24 protein-coding genes are annotated in these 25,906 nt (G+C 43.2%); 22 read left to right on the forward strand and 2 right to left on the reverse strand.

What is annotated here, in order from left to right:
- The first annotated feature begins 33 nt into the window (after positions 1-33).
- Complete coding sequence (locus AC4G46_RS32175) at positions 34-402, forward strand: hypothetical protein (protein WP_491129049.1); 369 nt, start codon at positions 34-36, stop codon at positions 400-402.
- Positions 403-613: 211 nt separating this feature from the next.
- Here the strand turns inward: AC4G46_RS32175 and AC4G46_RS32180 are convergent, their stop codons facing one another.
- A complete protein-coding gene (locus AC4G46_RS32180; RefSeq protein WP_491129050.1) occupies positions 614-1,858 on the reverse strand; it encodes an IS110 family RNA-guided transposase in 1,245 nt (414 codons plus the stop codon).
- 243 nt (positions 1,859-2,101) lie between these two features.
- Between AC4G46_RS32180 and AC4G46_RS32185 the strand changes: the two genes are divergently transcribed.
- The 5 genes from AC4G46_RS32185 to AC4G46_RS32205 are packed head-to-tail and all read left to right on the forward strand — an operon-like array spanning position 2,102 to position 7,125.
- On the forward strand, positions 2,102-3,172 hold the full coding sequence (locus AC4G46_RS32185) for a conjugal transfer protein TrbL family protein (protein WP_491129051.1): 1,071 nt from the start codon (positions 2,102-2,104) through the stop codon (positions 3,170-3,172).
- 4 nt (positions 3,173-3,176) lie between these two features.
- The gene (locus tag AC4G46_RS32190; protein ID WP_491129052.1) at positions 3,177-3,539 is read left to right on the forward strand and encodes a PrgI family protein; all 363 of its coding nucleotides are present in this window, start codon (positions 3,177-3,179) and stop codon (positions 3,537-3,539) included.
- Entirely contained in the window at positions 3,517-4,212 is a 696-nt protein-coding gene (locus AC4G46_RS32195) for a TraC-like domain-containing protein (protein WP_491129053.1), read from the forward strand. The genes AC4G46_RS32190 and AC4G46_RS32195 overlap by 23 nt, the downstream gene beginning before the upstream one ends.
- Positions 4,205-6,094, forward strand: coding sequence for a VirB4 family type IV secretion system protein (locus AC4G46_RS32200; protein WP_491129054.1), 1,890 nt, complete (start codon positions 4,205-4,207; stop codon positions 6,092-6,094). Before AC4G46_RS32195 ends, AC4G46_RS32200 begins: the two co-directional genes overlap by 8 nt.
- Positions 6,094-7,125 carry a M23 family metallopeptidase gene (locus tag AC4G46_RS32205; protein ID WP_491129055.1) on the forward strand — a complete coding sequence of 344 codons (1,032 nt, stop codon included), beginning with the start codon at positions 6,094-6,096 and terminating at the stop codon, positions 7,123-7,125. Before AC4G46_RS32200 ends, AC4G46_RS32205 begins: the two co-directional genes overlap by 1 nt.
- On the opposite strand, the gene AC4G46_RS32210 is transcribed toward AC4G46_RS32205, so the two are convergent.
- The gene (locus tag AC4G46_RS32210; RefSeq protein WP_491129056.1) at positions 7,119-7,496 is read right to left on the reverse strand and encodes a helix-turn-helix domain-containing protein; all 378 of its coding nucleotides are present in this window, start codon (positions 7,494-7,496) and stop codon (positions 7,119-7,121) included. The genes AC4G46_RS32205 and AC4G46_RS32210 overlap by 7 nt on opposite strands.
- A gap of 344 nt (positions 7,497-7,840) precedes the next feature.
- On the opposite strand from AC4G46_RS32210, the gene AC4G46_RS32215 reads away from it, so the two are divergent.
- The 16 genes from AC4G46_RS32215 (at position 7,841) to AC4G46_RS32290 (ending at position 25,878) form a co-directional block, all read left to right on the forward strand.
- Complete coding sequence (locus AC4G46_RS32215) at positions 7,841-9,214, forward strand: hypothetical protein (RefSeq protein ID WP_491129057.1); 1,374 nt, start codon at positions 7,841-7,843, stop codon at positions 9,212-9,214.
- Positions 9,215-9,227: 13 nt separating this feature from the next.
- Positions 9,228-9,941 (forward strand): CpaB family protein, encoded by a 714-nt coding sequence (locus AC4G46_RS32220; RefSeq protein WP_491129058.1) that lies wholly within the window; start codon positions 9,228-9,230, stop codon positions 9,939-9,941.
- Positions 9,942-9,952: 11 nt separating this feature from the next.
- Positions 9,953-11,026, forward strand: coding sequence for a P-loop NTPase family protein (locus tag AC4G46_RS32225; protein ID WP_491129059.1), 1,074 nt, complete (start codon positions 9,953-9,955; stop codon positions 11,024-11,026).
- On the forward strand, positions 11,023-12,504 hold the full coding sequence (locus AC4G46_RS32230; RefSeq protein ID WP_491129060.1) for an ATPase, T2SS/T4P/T4SS family: 1,482 nt from the start codon (positions 11,023-11,025) through the stop codon (positions 12,502-12,504). The genes AC4G46_RS32225 and AC4G46_RS32230 overlap by 4 nt, the downstream gene beginning before the upstream one ends.
- 3 nt (positions 12,505-12,507) lie before the next feature.
- Positions 12,508-13,560: a hypothetical protein gene (locus tag AC4G46_RS32235; RefSeq protein ID WP_491129061.1), complete on the forward strand. Its 1,053-nt coding sequence runs from the start codon at positions 12,508-12,510 to the stop codon at positions 13,558-13,560.
- Positions 13,561-13,599: 39 nt separating this feature from the next.
- Positions 13,600-14,454 carry a hypothetical protein gene (locus AC4G46_RS32240; protein ID WP_491129062.1) on the forward strand — a complete coding sequence of 285 codons (855 nt, stop codon included), beginning with the start codon at positions 13,600-13,602 and terminating at the stop codon, positions 14,452-14,454.
- Positions 14,455-14,932: 478 nt separating this feature from the next.
- Positions 14,933-15,313 carry a hypothetical protein gene (locus AC4G46_RS32245; RefSeq protein ID WP_491129063.1) on the forward strand — a complete coding sequence of 127 codons (381 nt, stop codon included), beginning with the start codon at positions 14,933-14,935 and terminating at the stop codon, positions 15,311-15,313.
- A 12-nt stretch (positions 15,314-15,325) separates the two neighbouring features.
- Positions 15,326-15,820, forward strand: a complete 495-nt coding sequence (locus AC4G46_RS32250; protein ID WP_491129064.1) for a hypothetical protein — start codon at positions 15,326-15,328, stop codon at positions 15,818-15,820.
- A gap of 299 nt (positions 15,821-16,119) precedes the next feature.
- Positions 16,120-16,767 (forward strand): hypothetical protein, encoded by a 648-nt coding sequence (locus AC4G46_RS32255; protein WP_491129065.1) that lies wholly within the window; start codon positions 16,120-16,122, stop codon positions 16,765-16,767.
- A 6-nt stretch (positions 16,768-16,773) separates the two neighbouring features.
- Positions 16,774-19,056 (forward strand): PKD domain-containing protein, encoded by a 2,283-nt coding sequence (locus AC4G46_RS32260; RefSeq protein ID WP_491129066.1) that lies wholly within the window; start codon positions 16,774-16,776, stop codon positions 19,054-19,056.
- Complete coding sequence (locus AC4G46_RS32265) at positions 19,050-22,871, forward strand: glycoside hydrolase family 78 protein (RefSeq protein ID WP_491129067.1); 3,822 nt, start codon at positions 19,050-19,052, stop codon at positions 22,869-22,871. Before AC4G46_RS32260 ends, AC4G46_RS32265 begins: the two co-directional genes overlap by 7 nt.
- A gap of 207 nt (positions 22,872-23,078) precedes the next feature.
- Positions 23,079-23,381 carry a helix-turn-helix domain-containing protein gene (locus tag AC4G46_RS32270; RefSeq protein WP_491129068.1) on the forward strand — a complete coding sequence of 101 codons (303 nt, stop codon included), beginning with the start codon at positions 23,079-23,081 and terminating at the stop codon, positions 23,379-23,381.
- Entirely contained in the window at positions 23,381-24,532 is a 1,152-nt protein-coding gene (locus tag AC4G46_RS32275; RefSeq protein ID WP_491129069.1) for a CHC2 zinc finger domain-containing protein, read from the forward strand. Before AC4G46_RS32270 ends, AC4G46_RS32275 begins: the two co-directional genes overlap by 1 nt.
- Positions 24,525-24,953 (forward strand): hypothetical protein, encoded by a 429-nt coding sequence (locus AC4G46_RS32280; protein WP_491129070.1) that lies wholly within the window; start codon positions 24,525-24,527, stop codon positions 24,951-24,953. Before AC4G46_RS32275 ends, AC4G46_RS32280 begins: the two co-directional genes overlap by 8 nt.
- Positions 24,954-24,994: 41 nt before the next feature.
- A complete protein-coding gene (locus AC4G46_RS32285; protein ID WP_491129071.1) occupies positions 24,995-25,498 on the forward strand; it encodes a hypothetical protein in 504 nt (167 codons plus the stop codon).
- 44 nt (positions 25,499-25,542) lie between these two features.
- A complete protein-coding gene (locus AC4G46_RS32290) occupies positions 25,543-25,878 on the forward strand; it encodes a hypothetical protein (protein ID WP_491129072.1) in 336 nt (111 codons plus the stop codon).
- Positions 25,879-25,906: the final 28 nt, after the last annotated feature.

Genomic DNA, 25,906 nt, shown 5'->3' on the forward strand with positions numbered 1-25,906 from the left:
ACAACTTTTATCGAATCTTAGGAGGTCCCTTTAATGATTATTCAAAAAGCAAAAAAACTGGTGTCAAGCAAGACGTTCAGAGCGTTCCTTATGCTAACTGTATTTTCACTACTAACCGTTTCTGGCGTATTTGCAGCTGGAACCGCTAATCCAGGTGACCCTGCAATTGTTTCTGGAGGCGTAAAGCTTATCAATAAACTTTCGGGCTGGATGCTTATTTTCATCCCAGTCTCTTCTGGGGCCATCTTTATGTATCACAGTTGGATGAAAGGGATGGCTGAAGAAGGTGGGGAAGTGGCGGCACGTACTAAATCGATGAAGCGTGTTCTTCTTTGGGGACCAATTGCTTTTGGGGCAGACGGCATTGTTAAAATCATTTTCTACTACCTCACAAACAGTTAAACAAAGTGGAGCTGCTAATAATTAACTCAACCTCCTACATAGAAAGTCCAGCGGTATGATGTCAAGAGCCTGAATGAAGCGAATTGGAAATTTTATTAGGGCTTGGACCATTGTAAGTCCGAAAAATGGCATCACCAAAGAAGACCAGTAAAAATCGAGGTTGTTACCATAAATTTACTGGAAATTCAGGAGGACTTGGCTAAAGGAGGCGTTACACCTTAGCGTTATTCACCTTCCTCTTCGGCGTGTAGACTTGGTCGTTGCGTAGCAGAGCATCGACCAGACGCACTAATTTTCTTGCTGTTAGGACGAGGGCACGTTTGTGTTGGTGTTTCGGTACTTCATTGAACTTTTTCCGGTAGTAATCTCCGAATTCCGGGTCGCGGTTTTTAACCGAGTTGGCAGCTTCAACCAGGTAGTAGCGAAGGAAACGGTTGCCGGACTTAATGCGTTTGGTATCTTCAGCTTCGAAGGGGCCGGATTGGTGCTTACGCCATGTGAGTCCCGCATATTTGGCCACAGCGGCTTGGTCGTCGAACCGGGTAATGTCACCCAACTCAGCGAGAATGCCGGCCGTATAGACCAGATCAATACCCGGAATGGAGCGAAGCAGTGTAGCGGCAGGCAAGCCGCTCAAGATGCGCTCAATGGCTTTGTCGAGCTCCTTCACTTGGGCTTGAATGGCGCGGATGGATTGGATCGATGTACCCAGGACGAGATCAATGGAGTCCTCGATACACTTGGACAGCCGGTACGAGGCTCTGGCAGCCTTCTGGATGCAGCGGGCTACGTGTTCCGGATCAGGGAACCGGTTGCGCCCTTTCTCCTTAAGATAGTCGGCTAAATCCGCCACGTCCATGGCCCCGATTTCGTCGAGGCTGTACTTCTCCAAGAGCAGTTCCATAATGGCATTGCCGAACACGGAGCTCTCGACTTCGGTTCCGAAGGCACTGCATTTGTAGAACAGGTTTTGCAGGAAGTACTGCTTCTCCCGCGTGAGATTGTGAACCAGGTGGAACCGCATGCGGGTAAGGCGCTGCAAGGCAATGTATTGCTCTTGCATCACCACAGTCATAGGAAGGCGACCGAAGCGGAGCCGGTCCGCAATGAGCCAAGCGTCAATGCGATCGGTCTTGTCCAGATCCGCATAGGCTTCCTTGAACTTGTTAATGAGCTTCGGGTTAATGGTGAATACTTTGGTCTTGCGTTGGTTTAGGGCGGCATCTTCATGCAGGTACATGGCGGGATGCCAGCTGTACACCGATGTAGCCTCCAGTCCAACGTGAATTTCGGAGACTACCAACTTGTCTGAGGCAGCAACGATGCGGTCTCGCAAGTGCTGAGCACCCGTTAGATTGTTATCCACGGTGAAGGATTGGTGAGTCTCACCATCCGCCGTCATCATGCACACTTTCATGTCTTGCGAACTAACGTCAATCCCGACAAACAGCTTCATAAGGAAATTCCTCCTTTCTATTGGGATTCAGGGAATGGACTTCTCGGGATGCCTCCAGCGTGCTCGCCGATCAATCACCCTCGCGTATGAGAACTCGCTTCGATCCATGAGCTGCCCCGAAGCTGCTATCTTCGGGCATGGGGTGCCGAAGGGAACGGCCAGCGGGTAAGAAGTGCCGCGCGAGTGCCGGAGAAACAGACTTTTGGAGTAGTCATGCTACAGGAGTGAGAAGAATTTCCCCGAATGAACCCTAAGATTCATTGTCTGGAAGCATCACGAAAAGTCCAGTCCCAATTTCATATTTTCAAAGTGCAAATTGGAAATTTTGAAGGCGGCCGCCAGTACCCTAGGGTACTGGAAATTGGTTCAAGACTGCCTTCAAGAAATACTATACGAGGAGTGAAATCTATGCTGGGAAATATGATTGGTGGAGCTATAGAAAAATTCTTCACTGATATTGCTGAAGCCTGTATAACCATGTTTTTGGGTCTATTAACATCTATGAACACCATACCAATGGCCGTGCTAGATATGGATATCGTAAATCAAACGATTCTTTATTCTCAGGCCCTTGCAGGATCCATCTTAGTTGCAAAATTTATGTATGAGGTGTGGTACAACAATATTTTAAGAAACAGCGGGGATGCTGAAGCAGATCTTCAGGGTGTGTTTGTTCGATTGATACAGTCGGCCGCGATGGTTAGTGCATCCCCTTGGGTAACCAAAGAAGTTTATGCCTGGGGAACGGCAATTGCTGGAGATATAGCGAACATTCAAGGGACGGTATCAAACGAGCAGGGCGGCCAAATGCTTAAAAATCTTCTTTTGCCTTTGCTGACAGGTTCAGCTAATGGACTAATCATTTTGATTGCTATTGTCATTATCCTAGCTGTCCTGATTTATCTATTCGTGTTGGTTCAAACCTTCATCCGAGCAGCTGAGCTTGCCGTTGTTGCAGCAGTAGGTGCGTTTATGGCTTTAGGTCTTACCAATACAAGCAGTCAGGCCTTCCAGGGATGGTGGCGGGAACTGCTCAACATATCCATGGCTCAAGCGATTCAAATGTTTCTGATTAAGATTTCGTTGTACACACTTACGATGCCGATTCTTTCTTCAGATCCTTCAGTCGCTACTAATAACCCTCTACTAAGAATTATGATATTTTGCGGGTTTATGTGGGTGACTTACAAATCACCTTCCATCTTAAAGCAATACATACATTCGACCGGATTGGGACGCGCAAGTGGACAAGCTGCACAACAAGCTGGATCTATGTACATCATGCGCAAGATGATGACAAGAGGGGTTGCTTAACTGGATGAACTTTGGAGAAGAAAAGGAAGCTGACTACAGTATCTACGTTATCCCGAAGAACATTACGACACGAATGGAGTTCTTCCCGGGATTCGGCATGCGAGAGATCGGAATTAGCATCATCGCAGCAGTTATAGGAGCGTGCATAGGTGCGATTGGTTGGTTTATCCAAGGATCGCCACTATGGTTCGGAATAATGGTTCCAACAGGAGCATTTGGGTTCTTTATCGGAAAACCTAACCCCCGAACAGGACGCAACGTACTGGATATTCTAAAAGACCAACGGGATTACAGATCCAAGCCACAACGATATTTTTACCGATATGGTTCCTGGAGGGAAGAGAATGGCATTTTTACAAAAAAGTAAGAAGAAGACTGCAGGGGCGAAAGCCTCTGCAGTTCCACAACAGGTTGCAACAAAAGCACCTTCAACACAAAATTGGCTACCGATCACCGATATCCGAAATAGCTTAGTCTACCGTAAAGATAATCATATCGTAGCTGCGATCCGGGTTCAGCCCGTTAATATTAAGCTGCTGAGCGAACGTGAAAAGATTCGTAAGGTAAAGCGTTTGGAAGAAGCCTTAACCGGGATCGATTACAAATTTCAAATCTTTTCAATTGGTAAACCGGTAGATTTAGACTCCTTTATCGCAAAAATAGAAAATGAGCGGGCTTCGACGGAGAGAGTGCTTAAAAAGAAGCTGCTGGGTATGTATTCACGACAAGCAGCTGCAAAAGCAACCAGTGGAGAAGCACTAGAGCGCCAGTTTTATTTTTTGATCGATACTCCACTTGGGAAAAAGCCGCAGCTGGATGAGCAAATTCTTCTACAACGAGCCATCCAGCTGTCTAGTAATTTATCTAGCGCAGAACTCTTAAGTACGGTATGTGGAGACAGTGAGCTTCGGACAATGCAGTTCATTTTCACAAATCCAGCACATGCTGCATTTGAACGTGCCCCAGCAGATAGTATGTTCCTTCCTCCAATTTTTGAATATAATGCAGACCAATTTACAGAGGAGCTTTATCATGAGTGAACCAAAAAAAATCAAAAAGAAAAAACTGGCGACTCCGGCTCCAAGTGTAACAGGTTTGCTTGATATTCTTAGTCCGGTCGCTATGAAATTTGATAACAAGCAAATAGTAAATGGTGAAATGTATCAGCGGTCGATTGCTATCGTAGATTATCCTAACCGCGTGGCTGCCGGATGGATCGCGGATGTATCCACCTTACCAGGAGTGGTCGCCAGTATCCATGCGGCCCCAACAGATCCGTACTTGCTCCTAGATGAAATCAAGGTTTCCATGGGGGATCTGGAGGCAAAGCTTATAAACGGCGGAAATCATATCACAATAAGCCGAATCGAAGAACAGTTCAACAGTTCCAAGCGATTAGTGAAGAAAATCGACCAGGAAAAACAAGGGGTATTCATGATTACAGTGGTACTCCTGGTTTCAGCTAACGATCCGGATGTTCTTCAGCAGCGTTGTAAGCAGGTAGAGTCGATGTTATCTGCTGCCGGCATGCGCGGTAGAACACCGATGTTCCGCCAGGAAGAATCATTGCGTTCTGTCGGCCCATACCGCATTCTTGCTCCAGAAATCTCGGATTTAGCCGCCAGAAATATGCCGGTTGAAACCATTGCTGCGATGTATCCCTTTATCTATTCCGGCATTAATGACGGCGATGGCATACTGCTGGGTTCAGACAAAGATGGAGGAATCATGCTGGTGGATTTTTGGGTCCGCGAAGGCAGCCGCACGAATTCCAATGTGACTGTACTAGGAAGACCTGGCGTTGGTAAATCAACCATTATTAAAAAAATGTTGATGAATGAATACGCTCGGAATACTAAGGTTATAATTATCGACCCCGAACGAGAATACAAGGATTTATGCCAAAACCTCGAAGGAGACTGGATCAATTGCGGTGTAGGTGGTGATAAAGGCCGGATTAATCCATTCCAAATTCGCAATGTTCCCAACGACAACGATGACGATGATGAAGAAGAGATTCCTGAAGAAGAACGTGCCTTCAAGTCTACTATTGTTTCACCTCTCACAAATCAGGTTGTTGCCGGTCCACTTGCTTTACACTTTCAAATGCTGAGAACCTTTTTCCGCCTATACTTCGGCAAAGAGGCCTCACGGCTGGATATTACCTATTTAGAGCTGGCTTTAGAAAGCATTTATAACGAAAGAGAGATCCTTTGGGATACGGATATTAAACAGCTCAAGAATCAGGATTACCCGATTATGCAAGAACTATTTTACTGGCTTGAAAAGAAGGCTCTTAAGGAATCGACAAAGCCGGTGTGGGAAAAGTTGATGATGCTAACTCGTCCTGCAGCTGTTGGTGCAGATAGTCCGCTGTGGAACGGTCCTACAACGGTAGAAGCGAATTCCGATTTCATCGTCCTGGATACCAATAACTTAGTGGATGCCGACAAAGAAATTCAGCAGGCTCAATATTACAACGTATTAGGCTGGAGCTGGAACAAGATTAGTTTTGACCGTTTGCAGAAATGTATTCTTGCCGGAGACGAATTTTATCTGAATGTAGATCCTGAAAATCCGGAAGTCCTGAAGTTTGCGCGTAATACTTCCAAGCGTATCCGAAAATACGAAGGGGCTTTATGGGTTATTACGCACAACATGAATGACTTTATGGATCCAGCAGTTCAGCGCTACGGTCAATCTTTGCTTGATAATCCGGTATACAAAATCATTATGGGCCAAGGGGAAAACGATATTCAGTCCTTGACAAAGCTCATGCATTTAACGGAAAAAGAAATCGAGACCCTTCAGACCGGAAACCGTGGAGAAGCCTTATTCTTCGCCGGAAATCGCAGAGTACACACCACTTTTGAAGTGTCTAATGAAGAGTTGGCCTTGTTCGGAAAGGGCGGCGGCCGCTAATGTGGTCGTTTCTCGCCAAGGCGGCTCTTTCCTCAGTACCAAAGGATAAAGCGTTGTTTGCTGTCGTATTCATTCCTCTTGGGCTAATTCTCTTTATAGGGATGTTTTTTGCGGGCCCTGGTACGGTTTCAAAGCATGTACCACTCGGGGAGGATGATCAGTACCGGTATTATATCAATGCAGCTGCTCAAATGAAGACAGAGACAAACATTGAGGTTGACTATCAACAAATCATGGCCATCGATGCGGTTCTGCTGCAGCAAGATTTCACATTAAGCAGCCAACAAAGAGCATACAACTATAAATCCTACTTCATTCGAACGGAGACAGAGACAGTCTCTTGTGGAACGCAGGCTACCGCAACAGGAACAATTGTTACAGGGAGAATAGTGGGTTTATCTGGATCTCAAGCGTCAGCTACGCCTGCGCCTACAGCTAGCTGTACTAAAACCCTATACTACGCTCGTACATTCGATGAAGTTCTGCAGCTGCTCGTCGATAACCACATTATTAGATCAGATCAAATCGAAGATATCAAAGACTTCATAAAATTTAAAATCACCTTAAATGATTTTAATGATGACGATGAAGAAGAAGCTACTGGCGGTTTGGTCGTAGAAGGAGATTTTGATTTAAAGGAAGATATGTTTGTGTGGCCACTCCCCAGATCCAATACCCGCATAACTTCACCCTTTGGGATGCGTGTACATCCCGTAACAGGGGTTAGAACTGGACACAAGGGAGTAGATCTTGGAGCGAGTACCGGTACTGAAATTTATTCCATTGCAGACGGTACAGTGAGTTTCGTAGGGAATATAGGCAATGGGGGTAATGCGGTGTACATAAATCATGGATCAGGAATCATTTCAAAATATATGCACATGAGCCAGTTTAATGTGTATGCCGGGCAAAATGTCAGGGCAGGGGAGCTCATAGGATTGGCAGGAGCTACCGGCCGTGTAACCGGTCCCCATCTGCACTTACAAATTGATGTGAATGGACAGCCTGTAGATCCTATGAAGTTCTATTGATTTTGAGATTTTACAATTGTAGAAACCAAGTTAATTAATACATTACTCTCATCATTAATAAACGTTTTCAACAACGAAACAATAGTAGACCGGTGTTCCACAGGTAATTCGTGGCAAAGTTCAATAATTTCTAGCTCATATGTACTTAAAGCGTTATCAGATAAACAGAAGTAATCTTCTATAGGTAAGATCTCGATTAGGGGTACATCAAAACCTGATGCAATTTTTTCTAGTGTATCTAGTTGAGGGCTGCGTTTATTGCTCTCAATATCACTAACAGTGGATTGAGTAACGCCAGATCGTTCAGCTAAGTAATCAGCACTCCACTTGCGTTCCTTTCGCATGGCACGTATTTTCGTTCCAAGAGACATTTGGTCAACCCCACAATTTTTTTGAAAGTCAAAGTATATTCTATCATAGGTCTAATTGACTGAAAAATGATATTCATATCCTTAGTCAAAATGCCTAAAGATATACATGTTAAATGTTCATCTTTTAACAGATGATCATTGTAAACCATCTGATTAAAGGTTATAATTGAGTTAGAAAAATAATACTATTTACTTAATTTTTGAAATAATTAGTCGAAATAGATCACACCCCTGGAACTAATTATTCATCCTTAAAAAGGAAGTGAGTGGAAATATTTAGTCATTATTTAGGATTTTAGTCACTATTTTATGCTTTAATTCGATTTCAGGGGGCGTTTATCAGCATGTATGGTTTGATTGTAAGCCGAGAACACAGCAAAGATGCGCATGATGCAATCAAAGGACAGGAAATTTGGTTTGATAAGATTGGCAGTTTTACGCAAGAAGTTTTTCTCCAATATTGTCAATCAGCTGCAAATGTAAATCTATCTGTACTGATAGTGGATTTGGATTCTACGGATCCAGCCAGCTTTATCCGCGGCATTCGTATTTTTAGACAGGCCCGAAGAGAAACGCGTATTATTCTGCTAGCGCCTGGAAGAAAGCCGGGAGACCCGACGATTACCTCTCTCTTGCCATTGCAGATCTACGACATTATTGCTCCAGAAGAAGATCCGGAGCATGAAGATGATGACGAGGAAAACGATGACGAAGATCAAGAAGATAGATACGTTGAGGAAGATCCAGAAGCCCTTTCCTATCTGGCACTTCTAATTAAAAATCAGTTAGCAGGAGACTATGGGTACGGTAACATTGCACGCTGGGATACGCTGGCAGATGGCGTAATCGAAATCAATGTCCAGCAGCAGATCGCAGAAAAAGAGAAGGTAAGGGAAAAGCCAGAAAGAAAAGAGCGCCCGGTTACTACAGATCCATCGTTGGTCGAGCACATTCATAGTATTGAACTCGAACCGCCCCCCCAAAGGCAACCAATCAAAGAAATCGTTGTGAAGGAACGGATCATCGGCACAGTAATAATCGCTGTTGCCGGATCCGGTAACCGCACCGGCACGACCCACACATCAATCCGCATAGCTAAATTCTTGAGTTCATTATCGCTTTCGGTCGCTTGTGTGGAGTTGATAGACAATACCATGAACTCCCCGGCATTCTTCACTTTCGAATCTGATGTAGCGACAGAAAGGAACGTCGATTTAGGGTTTCGATACCAAGAAATCGATTTTTTTACGGGTGTGAATATGCAAGAGTACATAGAAATTCACTCTGCCGGCTACCAGTACTTGGTTTTAGATATGGGGAAAGTAATTACTCAAGGCGACGATGGGTTTATCTTGGGAGAGTATGCACAAGAGTTCTTCAGATCAGATCTACCGATCGTAACAACGACTGCCGGGCTTTGGGATTTCGGGCATTTAATTGGATGCATCGATGGATTATGGGCGAAGGGTTGGAAAAGATCTATACCTATCCTGGTAAATCTTTGTGACGAGGCTAGTTTTAAAAAACTATCCCAAGTCTTCTCGAAAAATGAAAAGGAGAATTTACAAATTCAGTTCATTGAGCACTCCTATCAAGTTGACCCTTTTGAAGATTGCATCGAAATGGAGAATACCTACAGGGAAATGCTCAGTGAGTTCTTGCCGAAAGAGAAAAAGAAAAAAACAAGCAGATTTAAATTATTTGGTAACAAAAAGTGAATGGAGGTTCGTAATGATTCTGAAACGTAATTATATTTTCGCCTTTCTGGTTCTGCTAATTGGTTTTGGGGGGCTGCTAGGCTACGACTTATATTTCAAACCTTACGTATTATCGCAAAAAGTAGTGAAAATCAAGGTAGCCAAGGGGAGCATCCTTCCTAAAAATTATGTGCTTACACCAAGCGATCTTTACATGGATTCGGTACAAACAAAGGATGTACCCGAGAACGCAGTGAAGAGAATGAGTGATGTTGAAAATAAGATATTGAATGTGGATGTGACGGATGGACTCATTCTCACAAGTTCATTAGTAGATGTTAACAATCTGGAACCCAAGGACAATGAAGGAATCTTCCCTATCCGTAAAGAGGATATTTATGCGATAAACGGATCTCTACGAGCACGAGATAAAGTTGATCTGTACCTGGTATATACAGAAGAACAACGAAGAAAAGCACAATCTACACCTGCAGCCGGTGTAGTAACGGAGGCGGAAGTAGATTCCTCTGTTTTAAAAAGTTCATTTTTAAGTAACATATCAGTCAATTATGTACGAACTGATGATAATAACGATGTCAGAGATACCGCGGATGGCAAGACAACAAATCGGGTTACGTCAACCGGGAAAATTGCCGCCCCTGAGCTGCTTTTAAGTGATGATCAGGGAAGTGAGTTGAAAACCTATCTGGAGCAAGGTTATAAGTTGTGGATCGTTCGTGTAGATTAGGAGGCATTCAAATGAACAAAATTTTCACATTCGGTCTGGATCACATCAGCATTCAGACTTTAAAGGAATCCGGGTACGAAGTCATTACTCAAAATATTCTTCCAGATGCTCCGCAACTCGTTAGTAATATGCTCATTATGACCAGTGAGCGCGTGCCCTTGCAAAGAATTAGAGAAGTAAGACAGAGTTTTCCGGATGCAAAACTTCTTTATTGGTATCAGCTCAAGCAGGTCAAACAGCTTGCATCAATTTATCTACTTTGTCAAGAAAATGACGTCCATTTTTTATCGCCTCGTTCAACTTCGCTTGCTCTGGTGGAAAAGGTCAAATTCGTTCTCGAAGAAGAAGCAGCTCTGCAGAACCGGGTGCTTGGAATTTTCGGATCAGGCCCAGGAATCGGCTGTACAAGCGTGGCAAAGGTATTAGCTCGAAGAATTGCAGCTACCGGTAAGAAAACAATTTTGCTTGGTCTAAATTTATATGATCCCGGGCTGGATCAACCAGCAAATATAAGTTTGAACCAGCTGCGTTCCAGAATTACAAGAAGGATGATCACGGAAAGCGATTTTGAAAATTTGCTCAACCAAGATGGTTATCGGTATCTCCCAGGGAATTACGATTATCTTGCTACTCATGACTATACGGAGGAAGAAATTGAATACCTCATGGATGAAAGTCAAAAGTATGCAGATGTTGTGATTTGTGATTTTGGCAGCATCCCGGAAAGCGCAGCCTGGTATGTAGGTATGCAGCATTCCGCGCTCCGATTTATCGTCACGCATCAAAAGCATTCACACCGGCTTCTGGATCTGCTAGAGCTGGCTAAGCATGTGGATTTGCAACCTATTGACTTCCGGTTGATTCTTAACCGGAGTAATATAGCTACTTCGCTATCAGGGAATATTTCGGGTTTGACTGGTAGTGAAGTGTTCCTGGAGTTTCCGCATTATGAAGGGTTGCCCGAGTCACTTCCCTTGGGCAAAAAAGAAATTCAGGCTGTTGATGAAAAGATCCAGTCACTATTGATTTCATTAGGATTAAGCGAACAACAACAGATTAAAAAGAGGGGAAGACTCTTCTCATGACGATTCTAAAGAAAGAACCCTTAGAAGCACTTGGTGAATACCGCAAATTCAGTCTTAAAGAGCAGTTACACCTACGTCAGCGAATCGGGAATGATAATTTCCAGGAATATCTCCAGAATTTGAAAAATGAGTTAAGCACTGAGTTAAACAAAGAAGGAAATAAGCTAAATAAGATGGACGTTCAATCACTGTTTTCTGCAACTGGGTTAGTAGAATATTTCATGAATGAAATCGGAAAACACACACGACGGACTCCATTCCGTGGTCTTCTTCCAGAAGCATACAATGATATTAACGAAGCGCTTTTTCAGGAATGGAAAGGCTTTGGATCTTCCTATCAGTGGTTTACAGATAAAAAGTTTGCCGAATCATCGGGGATGCAGATCATTGGAAAAGAGATTTTCTATAACCACAAGGGTAGATTTATACCCTATCCCTTTAAAATGTCTTCCAGCACCCGAGTCGAACAGTTAACTCGTCAGCTAATGGCATCCGCCCCCAATTTAAAGTTGAATCGGGAGAATCCATCAGCCGAGCTTGATATGGAAGATCCGTTGTGGCCTGGGCGCTTCATCCGGCTGGCCTTGTGGGTTCCTCCCCGGGTTTGGCCAGGGTTCACCACGATATCAAGCCGACGACAAATTGTTGAGTATTTAAGTTTAGACGACCAAGCTGGAACGGGATCGCTTCCAGCTGAAGCAATTAACTTAATACGTTACTTAATCAGGACCTACCGGAATACGCTTATTGCCGGTCCAGTAGGATCCGGAAAATCAACTTTTGCCAATACGGTCGTAGGTGAGCAGTTATATGGAGCGGACAGATGCATGGGAGTCGTAATGATTGAAAAACATGCGGAATCTATACTTCCGAATGTAATCAAGGGGCATCGGATTATTCCTATCATTGCAGCGAATGAAGAATTAATGGAAGTGGGCATTGAGTCTTTACGACATGACCCAGACATTCTCTACATGACGGAAATGCGATATTACGAATGGGCTTTTTATCTGTGGTGCGGCGAGAAGGGATATGATGCACTTACAGGCACCTTCCATACCGTTGATGCAGAAGATATTCCTTATCAAGGCGCATTTGCCGTAGCTACACAAGTAGGCGGGAACCTTAAAGGACATCTGGTATCGGCGCTTAAATCCTGTGAGCTGGTATTTATTTTTGACAAGGTAGTTAATGAGGAAAATCGGACTCAGCCGCGGCTAATGCGTATTTCCGAAATTTTTTATGATGAGGATAGAAACACAGTGTATGCTCATGATCTTATGAGATATGAAGATGGGAAATGGACCTACGATGACCAGATGATGTCAAAAGCTATGCTGGAGAGAATGGAAAGAAAAGATGCAGAAGCGACAAGGTTATTTCTATTGGAACTGAAAAAACTCACCGCTGCTAAACCAATGAAGAATCCAATTAAAGAAAGTATTAAATCTCGCTTGGTTCTTCAGGAAGGGTTGTGAGGAATGGTTCCATTTTTAGTAGAGTTGCTATTTCATATCGTCATTGCCTACGGATTATGGATGCTAATAGTACCATTTTTTAATAGCTACTATCAGACACTAAGTAAGAGATTTGATTATCGTAGAACCATTAAAAACAGAGTGGTTAGTAAACAACAGAGCAAGACCCAAAAGAAATCTTCCAGCCTTATATTAAACCATTTGGAAGATCTGCTGTACCTCAGCACTAAAAACTATCAGCCTGGGGCAAGCGTTGTTTTGTTCTTTGTCGGTACCGGCTTTCTAATGATTGCTGTTTTCTTAATTGTTCTACTGACATTGCGGGAATTACCTATGCATTTGAATTTTAGCAACAGTCTCATTATTGATGACGGCAGCAGCAAGGATACAAGGCCCCTTCAAGCCATCTGGCGAGTTTCGCTGCTGCTATCCTTTATTGCAGGAACCTTTCCTTATTTAAGGCTCCGTTACCAATTCGTGCAGAAGAAAAATAAAGCGAGCTATGATCTATTAGAAGTTATAAAGATTTATGCCAAGTTTGGCTATTTAAATGTAAGTGGTGCCCTTGCACAAACGGCCAGTTTGCTAACACCTAAAAATGTACTCCAGCGGCCAGTATTTATATTAAGTGATGTTTTCGCCAGTTACACCGATGAATACGAGTTGAATGCTGGGATCGATCGCTTTTCTGCAGCCGTTGATACCACATTTTCAAACATCTTTGTCTCCAATCTTATGTTCGCTGAAAGAGAAAGTAATCATCAGCTGGCTGGAGCGTTATTAGAATTGACCCAATCCATGGAGCAGCAGCGGGAAACGATCATCAATGTGAAATCAAAGAATCGTGATGCTATTCAGCTGGGGTTATTCGGAAATGTAATTGTAATTGCAATGTCAATTGGTACATTCATTCAATTGCTAACGCCTTCGATATACTTCAAATTGCAATTTCAAACGACAGTCGGCCTTACATTTTTAGCGGTCATCGTAAGTACAATGTTCATTTCTATTGCAATCAGCACTGTCTTGGCAAAACCGAGACTGGATTATCATTAAGAATATCGTAAATAAGGGAGGTGGAGAATTCTGGAGCGAGTGCTTGTTTTAATTACAATTGTTGGAATCGTGTACCTTGCCTTTGTGGTCTTTTTAAGCGGCGGGAAAAGAGAAACTAATAACTTGCTGCGCAAACAGTTAACAATGAAAAATGTTCGAAACAAGCTGGAATCAGAAAAGCTACAGGATCTTCTTGATAAAGCGGGCATTCCTTCTGCTTCTGGAAATATCAATCTTTTCCGATACGGGGCAGCCGGGTTATATCTAATCCTACAGCTTTCAGTCAGCTATATTCGAAAGGATCCGCCGACAGTTTCAGACTTTATTATTCCTGCAGCCATTATTACGGTTACAAGCAGTGCGAAATTTGCTCCATTAGGCGCTTTCCTACGGAAAATGCATGCAAACAAAATCTCAAGAAAAGATGGCGAGCTAATCTCTTTTTTGAAGCTATACGAAAATAATCGGATGAAAAAGAGAGGGCATACAGAGTTTTCGGCCTATTGTGCCCAAGTTGCAGCACACTCTAAATACATTCGCCAGGAATTATACGAGCTGTCTCAGCGTTCAATCGATGAAGGCGTCGAAAAAGCAATCGATTGGTTTTGTGAACAATTTCCTTCAAACCATCCTTTCATTGCAGATATTCGAAGTATTATGTTAGCGACAGAAAGTATGAGTTCAGACGAGGATGCTATCAGTTATTTAAATAATCAGAGTAAGATTATTTCCAAAATCTCTTCAGATCAGTATGGGCGTAGATGGGGCAACATAGGCAGTATTGCAACATTTATTACGCTTTCTCCTGCAATGACTACTTTTCTGATGATTGTTGTTCTATCACTGATGTATGTGATGATCATCAAAAATCAATACGGTACCGTGGGCCTTTAAAATTAATCATACATTCACTACGTATAGGGGGGATGAAGATGCATTTTGAAAGGAGTGGTTAGGATGTGAAAGAAATATCCACTAGGTCAAAAGTCAAAAAAAACACAAACAAAAAGGGAGATAATAATAACATGAATATGACAATAGCTAAAGCATTCTTCTTGGTTTTCACACTACTTTGCTTGATCATTGGTATCACAGTTTTCACTAACTATACACGTACTACTGTAAACAATTCCACATCCAATCCGCCTGTAATTCCAACTAGCTACCTTCAAATTCAGGAAGCGCCAGGGAATCACACTACTTTGGCTGCATAGAGTAAATGAACCAGACCATTGCAAAAGCTGTATACCTAGCTTTGGGGCTAGTAATCGCTGGGATATTTATAAATGCAGCTGTGAATTATATTGGATCAGGCCAGGACACTGTTATGACGGAAACGAAAAAAGTAGAGAATTATTAAAGGAGATTTGACATGAAGGAAACCATCCTCCGGGCGTTATTTTTGTGGTTTGCGTTATTTATTCTCTTGCAGCCGATATTTTCTTACATAGATTCACTACTTGATGTGCAAGTGAAGGCAAACACCTCATATCTGGCACAAAAGGCAGCAACCGAGGGGATGGTGACTTCTAGCCTTAAAAATGAAGTCATAAATAACCTTAAGCGGTTAGGATTTAGCGCAGATGAGATTCAAATCACGAGCTCAACTACAACCGTTCAGGACCGAAAAACGCGGCTGGACGTATACATACGCGCTCCCCGTATTAACTTATTTCCCTATACTTTTGGTTCAGTCGCTCAGCCAAAAGAGTATTACGGTCACAGTTCAATCATGAGTGAATACTTGAACTGAAGGTGAAGAGTCATGGATTTTATAATTAAGTTAGTATTTGTTTTGTTCATCTTCATTCAAACCTGGTTTTTCCAACTACAGAACGATGAATGGGATATCACCCGTTCTATGCTCAAAGACGCGAATAATATGGCTGTACATGACGCATCTCTGGAAATAGATGAATTATCCCTTGGACAAGGGGATGTCATCATCGATCCAGACGAAGCACTCCAAACATTTAGAGAATCACTGGAAGCTAATCTAGGTCTTGATGCTAGCCTGACGCCCAAAAGCGGCAGCCGGATGAGATCTAAGGTAGAGATTGTAGATTTTCGAATTTTGGACGATTCGAATACAACCTTTCCGATATTATATGAAGACACTGCTAATGGCATCACGAAATATTTAACGGGGCCGGCCGTAGTGGCCGTGATAAAAACGAAGCACCCCGTTTATATTACCCGGATCTACACACCAAGTGACATCCAGGTACCGGCTGTCCAGGAACTAAAATTGGATGAATAGTCAATGATGCCGATGCGTCCTTTAGTGGCTCAGGTCGCCCCTGTTCAAGCTTACCATTACCGGTTTGAACCGCAATAACGCTCCGGCATATCCTCCCGGCGTTGCCGGTCCGGTAATCCTCACTTTTATTGCCCTTCAAGTTCAGCGGCCCCTTCCCAAGCTTCGCTCGGGTGGGGCCCCTACCGCTGAACTACCCGGTGATCTGTATTCGGCTGAAGCGTATTCGAAATGGTAATCCTGCCCCGAGGCGAGCCTTAGCAGGACGCATCACAAATTAAAAATTCAAAGGAGAGACTGACATGAAGAATAACGTTTTGAAAATTGTGTTGGCTGCTGGAATGTTTACTAGTGTTATTTTGGAGCAAGTAGGATTTGTAAGTGCTGCAGCAACGTCAAAGCCGGCAGCTGCATCCGCAGTAAAGCTGATACCAACGTCAGCACCTAAACCTACTGCAGTACCAATAATGACAGATAATCTCTCGAAATTTGGACTGAAGAAGGACGTGGAACTCCCAGTGACTGTTACTGCTGGAGGTCTGAGCTATACGCTTGAAAAAATTATGGTTTATGACTTTAACTCTAAAGAAGCTGTTTCACTGCGTAAAACATATCAATATGCTGAAGAATCTGGAATGTTAAGTAAACCTAAATATTTTGTTTGGACCAAAATTACAGTTAAAAATAATAGTAAAAAGATATTTGATACTACTACTGGAGAAAAGTGGAGCCTTAGATTTAAAGGTAAAACTACTTTAGAACCAGTGTATAACTGGTCCAGAATAAATAAAATAAATGATAAATTAGCGGTAAATAGGATGAAATTAAATCCAGGGGAACAATTAACAACATATCAAGCATATATGTACGGTGAAGATTTTAAGTATTTCTTAATTCAGGTTCGCTTCAATGGGGAGTTCTCTGAAAAATTTGTAGTAAAGGAATCATAGAATCTCATGAAAAACAGAAAAAAAATTCTTACTTGGTTACTGATTTTAGTAATAATCTTCTTGACGGTATATCCTCCTGCTTACAAATTAGCCCATGCAGACAGTGCCAAAAGTGGTACGGTATCTATCCCTATTTCAACAGGATTAACGGGATCTGATAACAGCGCTAAGTCATTCTCGTTAGGACTCCCTGAAGGTGTAAATAGTGGTTCAATTATACCGGGATCAATAAAATATAACGGAAACAACACAGTAATTGGAAGCATTACTGTTAGTGATGGTAAGCTAAACCTCACATTAAAAGGTAATGAGTCTACTAAGACAATCCCCGGTATATTGGGTTATCAAGCTTCTTTTGAGACGATGTTTGAAGCAAATATATATAATTCCATCTGGCTATATTCAGATGGTTCTCGTTGGCAAATCAATGAATATGACGAAAAGACAGATACTGACAACAAGTCCCATGATGTAAGAGCTTCAGACAGTAATCCTTCTAAGAATCCTCCTAAAACAGTTGTTTCTGCTGGACCAAGGCAAGACACTAAATACTTAAAATGGTATAACGGATCAAAAACAGAAGTTATTGATCCTGCCGATATTATTCAGTCAACGATCTCACCAAAGCTTTACTCTAATAGTAAGTATGTTGATGAAAAACCTAAATTTAAAAACGGGAGAGTCATTATAAATTACTATATTCCCAATACTGTTCCTTATACAGCTGAAGATAAAACTGGTCTATCTGGTATGGCGGAGGGAAGGCGATATTACGCATTTGCTCAATATTATTATGAAGCCTCTGCCAAAGTGAAGTCTTACAGTTACGGGGGGACCGTTACCTTTAATTATTCTCCACCAACAGAACCCACTCTGGTAGGTAATTCCGCAGTTTTAAAGCCTAACCCCAACCCGACCCAATTCGAGCAAAAAGATGTTCTTGTGCAGCTTTCTCTTAAAGGTACACTTCAAGTGTATATGGACACCTCAAACATAGAAGAGTGGGTGTTCTACGCTAAAAAGAAAGGGGAAAGTGAGGCGAAAATTAAGAAAAGCTATAGTAAGACACTTACCAGCATGCAGACCTTTGATGGTGATGCGTTCACAATTAAAAAAGGTGATGTCAAGGGGGATATTTTTACCCAGGATTATGTGCTTACAGTAACGGTGCGCTTTACAAAGCCGATCATTACTCCAACTGGATCAATTACGCAGTTGACTCAAACGCTTGGTGAAACCGTTAAGGTTTATACGATTCCTGTTCCACCCCCGCTAACTCCTGAAGTAACACCGGAGCCGGAGAGTATCAAGAAGCCACCTGTTGCCATAATAATGGCTCCAGCAACAATTAAAGCAGGAGAAGAATTTATCATGAGTGGCGGTGGATCCTATGATCCGGATGGGACTATTAAGGATTACACTTGGGATACTCCGGGTATAGGAGATATTGTCATCGGACAAAGTAGCACAACCTGGTATCCGGAGAGTAGTTTGGGCGAAAATAAGGTTGGGCTCACTGTAACTGATAATGACGGCTTGACTGGTTATACAAGCAAATATATTACCGTTATCAAACCTGAGCCCGTAGCCGGCCTGCAAGTGAAGGGAATTTTGAAGCAAAATCGTAAAGTGACTATACATAGTACTAGCAGTAGTCCAGCGCGATATCCGCTCAATGATTCGCTTACTAAAATCACCATTTCGGTTGTATCTGGCGGGACAAATTCAGACATAAAATATAGTGGATCCTTAAACGGTATTAAAGATAAGGATATTCTCTTCAAGCATCCAGGAATATACAAGGCCTCGATATCAGTCGAGAACACCCTGGGATATACCGATACCGCGTCGGTGACATTTACAATTCAACCAGACCAACCGCCTACCGTATATTTCTATATGCAGCCGGTAGTGTACAGGGATCCACAGAACGGAAATAAGGCCTCTGTCACTATTGAAGATTTCTCATTTTCACCAGATGGCGATTTGATTAAGTACCGTCAGTGGCAGTATCGATACGACTCGGACAATGACGGTAGCTTCGAGGATGAATCTTGGGTGACGTTCAGTGATGCCAATCTGGATCATCTCAATCTAGAGGTTAACCAAGTAGGAAGATATGAGGTTCGTGCCGTAGAAACAGAAGAATTCGGCCAAGCGACGATTGATGAATTTGTTACTGCTGCAGATCGGAGATCAGCGGATTCATATAGCAGTGCAGTCCAGCCAGTTGTCGAACGCATTGTAGAAGTGCTAAATCGAGGACCTGAAGGTGATTGGACGTGGTAAAGATCAGAAAAGAAAAGCGAATAATAATACTGGATAGATTTCTCAAAGTGCTTTTATGCTTAATACTGCTATTACCTTTTGAATTACGAGGTTTTGGTACACAATTTGCACTGGCTTTAGATACAACTGTTGTTAAATACAATGACTATTATGCGCCTGCAGCAGATCTCTATGCAGAATTGCCCCGAGATTCAGGATTTTTTGATAATCTTTTTATAGCTAAAAGTTACGTTCATCGGGAAGCCTTTTCAGTTACCAACATTCAATACAATAGAGTAACAAAGATATTTTCTTTTGATATAAGTACATTTACTTCATCCATAAAAACTTATCGAGAAGATCATCATCCAACCTACAACGTTATGGCTGACAATGCACCCCAAACAAAGCATTCTATTTATGGGTTTAGCCCGAGATTGGATAGGGATATGGAGTTTGCCAAATATGAGAGGTTTGAAGGAAACACTATAGACGATAGGCCTATGGATTATGAAGAGGACAGTTTTACCGCTGTGGGGGGGAGCTTTTCATATGATTTGAGCATAGTGGATTTCAGGGGGGATTATCTAAGTGGAGATCCAAAATTTTTAGAAGTCGGTACCTCATGGAGTGACTTGATGTATAACGGATTACAAGCGATGTATTACGTAAACGACTATCATAAAATTCCGTTGATAACAAATAGTGCACCGAGCCTATCCCTCATTACGCAGAATAATATGACCATTCAAAATGAAGAAGGAATGAATATTTTAAACGTTGAAGGTTATGTGCAAGATCCGGATAATGATACCGTAGATCTAATCATTGAGGTTCCTAATGGTGTGTATTACCGAAAAGAAAAAGTATCCAATACACTTTCAGCACATTATTTTTCAATACCGATAGATGCGATAGCAGACTCTCTCTCTCCAGGGACGTTTCCGATTAAGGTAAGTGTGGTCGATCCCTATAATAAAAAAGCTGAAGCAAGTCTATCATTTAATGTACAGATTCGGTTAAAGAATAAATCCTTTATGCTGATTAATACTCCGGTGCAATTGAGCAACACATACACGGACTATGAAAATGACCCTCAATATGCGATTCGTTTTGGGTATGATCATGACCCATACTTCTTCGACAATCCTATGGGCATCATTTCAGACAGTGGAATATGGCGGACGTCCCAATATACATCCTTCCCGTACAGCGGGGTATATCGGGCCTACTTTCAATTGAAGGACAATCCGAAGAATGATGACCGGTTTGATAATTATCGGCTGTGGGGCAGAGAGAATTTATCGTCCATGACCTTCCATGTTCACCGAAAACCGATTGCCTTATTCTCGGCCAAGCTTGTGAACGGCAGCCTGCAGTTAACAGATGCTTCCTATGACTTGGACCATACGAGCAGCATCAATAAGGGGATCGCAGTCTGGCAGTGGCAATACAAAAAAACGGCGAATGAAACCTGGACAGAGGGCCAACCACCCGCGCAGCTACCGACCAGTGATCAGTATGAAGTCCGCCTTCGGGTCAGAGACGTTGACGGCGAGACGGGGCTGGGAGTGTGGAGTGATTGGTGCCAGCGTACCGTAGCCAGTGGAGGAAACTTGCCACCAGTGGCCATGTTCATTGTTGATCCCAATATTGTCTCCTACAGAAGGGCAACAACTATTACCGACAGATCGTTCGACCCCGATAACGATCCGCTAGATACATATCAATGGAGCATTGTAAAAAATAGCAGTCAGACAGTATGGTCATATTCTGGGGGGGGGACAACGCCGCCGAATATCGCCGGTTACGGCATCGGCAGCTATGTAGTCACCTTAAGGGTACGAGATAATCGCGGGCTTTGGTCGGATTACTACAGCCAGACCGTGACCGTGATTAATTCTCCACCAGCTGCAGACTTTTACATGCCGGCAGAAATTTATCGGGATACCGTTGTGACAATGGAAAATAAGACACCGGATCCGGATGCAGACGGGGATGTCCTATCATATACATGGAACGGAAGGCTGAATGGTGGAGCATCTTATTATGCCGGCAGTACGCGAAATCAGGTGGTGAAGATCAGTGATCTGATGAGCTGGTACGGAATATCTCCTAAACAAGCAGTGTCGGATAACTGGGAAATGATACTTAAGGCATCCGATGGTTCGTTAAGCTCTACAGCTACCCGGCAGTTTGCCGTAAAAAATCATATTCCGGAAGCCGCGATAAATGGCAAAGACACTGTTTATCAATATGATGTCGGCGTCTATTCAGCTGCCGATACCGATGAAGATCCCTCGGACGTAGCCGGTCTGAAGCAGTACTGGAAGGTGACGGACAGCGATGGACAAATCAGCTGGTCCGGAGATAACGGAAGCGTCAATGTAGCGTTTGATATTCCAGGTGTATACACGATTGAGCATTGGGCAATCGACCAGATCGGTGCGAAATCCAATGTAGCCACACTCAAAGTGACGGTCACACGGAATCTGGCGCCCTCGATGACCTTAACGAGACCTACTGGCACACAGACAGCACCAACCGTGATCGATGCGCAGCTGCAAGGAGATCCCCTCATACAGTGGACTTACGCCGATCCGGAAAATGATCTGCAGGAAAGATATCGACTCGAATTTTTTGACGCCAGTGGCTTATTGGCCAACACCGTCGAGAATGCCGATGCCACCGGCTTGCTTCGGCAGTATCAGGTGCCGAACCAGACGTTTGAGCGGTTCAAATATTTCACCGTATACGGCCGGGCATACTCCAAGCTATCGTGGTCGGAGATCTCTAATGAGAAGACGTTCATTATCGACAATCCGCCACAACCGGGCTTTATGCTCATGACTGACACTGGCCGCAATGCAGCTCAGGTGCCCATTTACCGGACGGATACACTCACGATTAATGGGACGGCTACGGATGCGGATATAGTAAATGGAGACACCATCAGCTATAAATATTACCTGAAGCCGGCCGGAGGAACAGAGGGGTTAGCCAGCACACTGAGTACGTTTACCAAACAGTTCAGTACAAACGGAGCCTTTACGTACCGACAGGTTGTAACAGACTCCCTGGGGCTCAGTAGAGAGCTGTCACAAGTAGTCACGGTAGTAAACCGGATCCCAACTGTCAGCATTACCTACCCGAGCAGCAGCAGCACAAGCAGTCCAACAATAGCCAGTACCCTGACCCCGATCATCAAGTGGGATTACCAGGATGAAGATGGGGATCTGCAGCAGCGGTATAAGGTGCGGATTATCAATCTAAGCACTGGTGCAGTAACAGCACAATCTGGCGATCAAGCATCCAGCGTCAAGCAATGGCAGGTGCCGGCTGGCGCGCTTGCGGAAAATGTGAAATATGCAGTGGAGGTAGAGGCATACGATGGCTACGGCTGGAGTAACATATCTCCGCGGAAATATTTCATGGTTAACCTTCTTAGTGTAGTGGGCCGGGTGCAGCACACAACACAGTGGAATGAGAACCGACAAGCCTACAATCTCAAAAAGAGTGGAAATGCTGAAAGTCCGCGAGGGTATAACGTGTATTGGGCAGGCGAAGCATTTGTTCTTCAGGCTGATACGACCGGTATGCCGAATACGGTCCAAGTGACTATGACGGGCGGCTACAGCACACAGCTCACTGCGACCAGCAGTGATCGGTTGCGATGGACGGGGCAGCTCTACGATTCTACTTTTGAGAATCTGCCAGATGGGCCGATTACTTTTACATTTACGGCGACAAATGACTATCACACTAAGGTTGATACTAAGACTGTCACGATTCAAGGGGATTGGACTGAGTATATCCAAACTCATCGCGTAAAATAGAAAAAAAGTTTGTTTGTGGCCGGTGGCAATTGACTGATTTCAATGGTCAAATACCATCGGCCATTTTTTTAGTATTGGGTAACAAAGCTTTGCGCAGAAACTGTTTAAGTTGAAAATAATTGCGTATTTATTCAATATTTATTGAGTTTATATGCAACTTTTATGGTATAATTATACTAATGAATAAAGCTTAAGCGGAGGAAACAAATGGACTTCAATCGATACATCAGGGAGTTGCGATTAGCGAATAGATTAAGTCAAGTGCAGCTGGCTGAAATGGCGGGCATAAAAACTCCTTATCTTAGCAAGATTGAAAAAGGAAAAGTACCTGCTCCTTCTGAAGCTGTGCTCATTCGTATGGCAGCCGTTTTAAATGAGGATTACCATCGGATGATTGTGAATGCGGGGAAAGTGCCGAAGGACTTCCAGGAAGTCATCCAAACCGATGAGAAGGCATTTCAATATTTGAAGAACAAGGTGAAACATAAAGAGCAGGGAGGGCGGATCTAGTGGGTGTACATTTCACAACTGAATTCATCGATGAATTATTAAAACACGTTGATATGATGGAGATTATGGAGAAGTACGGTATCCGCGTCAAACCAGGTACAGGGATCAATAATTTCTACCAAGCTAGCTTCTGTTGTAATAAATCCGATTTTGAAAACGGACGTATTCGTAAGACAACTCAAACGTACAAGTGCCAGGCTTGCAAAACGGGAGGCAACGCTCTTCATTTCCTGATGAAGGTGGCCAATCTCAGTTATCCTGCAGCAGTCACTATGTTGGCAGAAATGTATGGGGTTGAACTGCCGGCATATGACACGGAAAAACGGAAAGAAGAAGTCCGTAAAGAAAAGGCGCTTAAGCTGGCTGCTGCCTTCTACAGCGCTCAAGAGAACAATGATTACATAATTGGCCGGGGAGTTTCGAAAGAGGTCATAAAACGGCGTACAGTGGGTTATGCGCCGGGCGGAAGGGCTTTGCGTAGCCACTTGGAAAAGTACGGGTACACTAAGTCTGAATTGCTGGAATACAGATTGATCAACTCTAAAGGTCTGGATTCCTTCTTTTATCGAGCGGTAGTGCCCGTTTATATGAACGGCAAGGTTATCGACTTATACGGACGATCTATTGATGACAGTAAGAGTGGCGTAAAACATTTCTACCTCTATGGAGATAATATCCTGGGAGGTTTTGATGACCTTGATCCGGATAAATTCGTTGTCTTATATGAAGCAGCCATTGATCGTCTTGTCGCTGAGAGTCACGGCATCGAAAATGGAGTCGATTCGGGTGGCGCTCATAAATTCACTGCAAATCATGCTCGTAAACTGCGTAAAAAGGGCGTGCAAAATGTTCTGGTGGTCTATGATGGTGACAAAGCCGGCCGGGCCGGTGCTTTGGCTTCAGGACAATTCCTTGTAGAAGCCGGTATCAATGTATGGATCGGTGAGCTGCCGGAGAAGCAAGATCCCGCCAAACTGCTGAACGAAGAGGGGAAAACAGCGTACCTGGCAGCCATTCGTAACCCTAAAACTTTTGCGCAATTTAAAATGTATCAGGAATTATCCAAGTACCCGATCGCTGAAATTGAGAAATATGTTTCAGAAATGAAGGGACGAAATATCCAAAAGGAAGGGGCCACAGCTAATGTTTAATGCTTATTCTTTGCATGTGAACAAGGAGGTTCATCCAGAATCAACTACTCCATTTCTTATTATTGCAAAACTAGAAATTACGGATGGCGGATTGGAAAAGCGGGTGCGCAATGTCCTGGAAGAACATAATATCTTCTTCAGTTACCCTATAGTACAGAGGTTATTATCCATGATATCAATGTCTTCCCCAGTTAAAGTTGAAATAGTCAGTGATGATTGTTTATCCACTTTTCAAGGGAAAGCATTTACCGGAAGAAAATTTGCATCGGATCTACTGTCAGAGGATGGACTTGTCTATGAATGCAGAAGTGAAAAAGAAGCAGGTGAGCTCAAAGCAGGATTGGTCGATACTATCTCCAGGTTTATGGTTCGTGAAATTCGCAAATACGAGGAATTACTTGAGAAAGCTGCTCGGAATTAGTAGTTCACAGCTTACAACTATTGACTAAGGGGGATAGTTGCATGAAGATACCCAAAAGCCAGTCAGAAGTGCGCGTTTACAGAAAAGTAGTAGGCGGAATGAAACGTATGGAGGTTTATAAATACTCCATTCAAGTCACTAAAATTCATGAAACAAGCAAAGCAGTGAAAATGAAAATTACTGAGACAAAGGATAAATTCATTTTCCGCTTAGCTGCTGGTAGACATTATAACGCCTACATAGCCCCTGCCGGGCATTCAATCGATCAGGGATACATATTCAAAGATATTAATGAGTTTGAGCAACAAGAAAAAGTCTCAGTGAAGGAATGCTATATTCCCAAATCAGCTATTTTGAATGAGACAACGGACTTTATTGACTTGGCCGATTGGATCTCCAAAAAAGAGGGGCTATCTTCTTATGCAGCTGCTGAAGATCGGGGAAAGATTGACTATCAAATCATAACGGAGCAATTTTTGCGTTCCAAGTACCCGCCAGCTGTTACAGAGTTCCAAAAGGGCGTTCTGTCTGTAGAGGCTAATTAAGATCATATGGATCCATAAGGATCTCAATGAAGGAGTGCAGTCCAATGAGTTACCCAACATGTAAATTAACTGATTGTCCAAAACTGCTGCAAGACGCCGTATCCCATTCGCTGGCCAAGGATCCGAATGCTCGGATATTATCCATTCAGAACTGGGAGAACACGCCCTACGTGGAAAGTCTCGAAAATCCAAGGGTTTTGTATTTGGCTTTTCTGGAGATTGGAAATTATTATATGCTCCATAAACTTGCTGTTTCGGCCAATGAAGAAAAATCAGAGGTAGTAACCCAAGGGATGACAGCGGGGGAAATAAGGGAGTTTATTGCTTATAGTGATTTGTTACAATTTTCACTAGGAATTAGACAGAAAGCTTCTAGCTAAATACCCTGTAACAAGAAAGCATATACAA

The organism is Paenibacillus sp. fava2 (assembly GCF_058313675.1).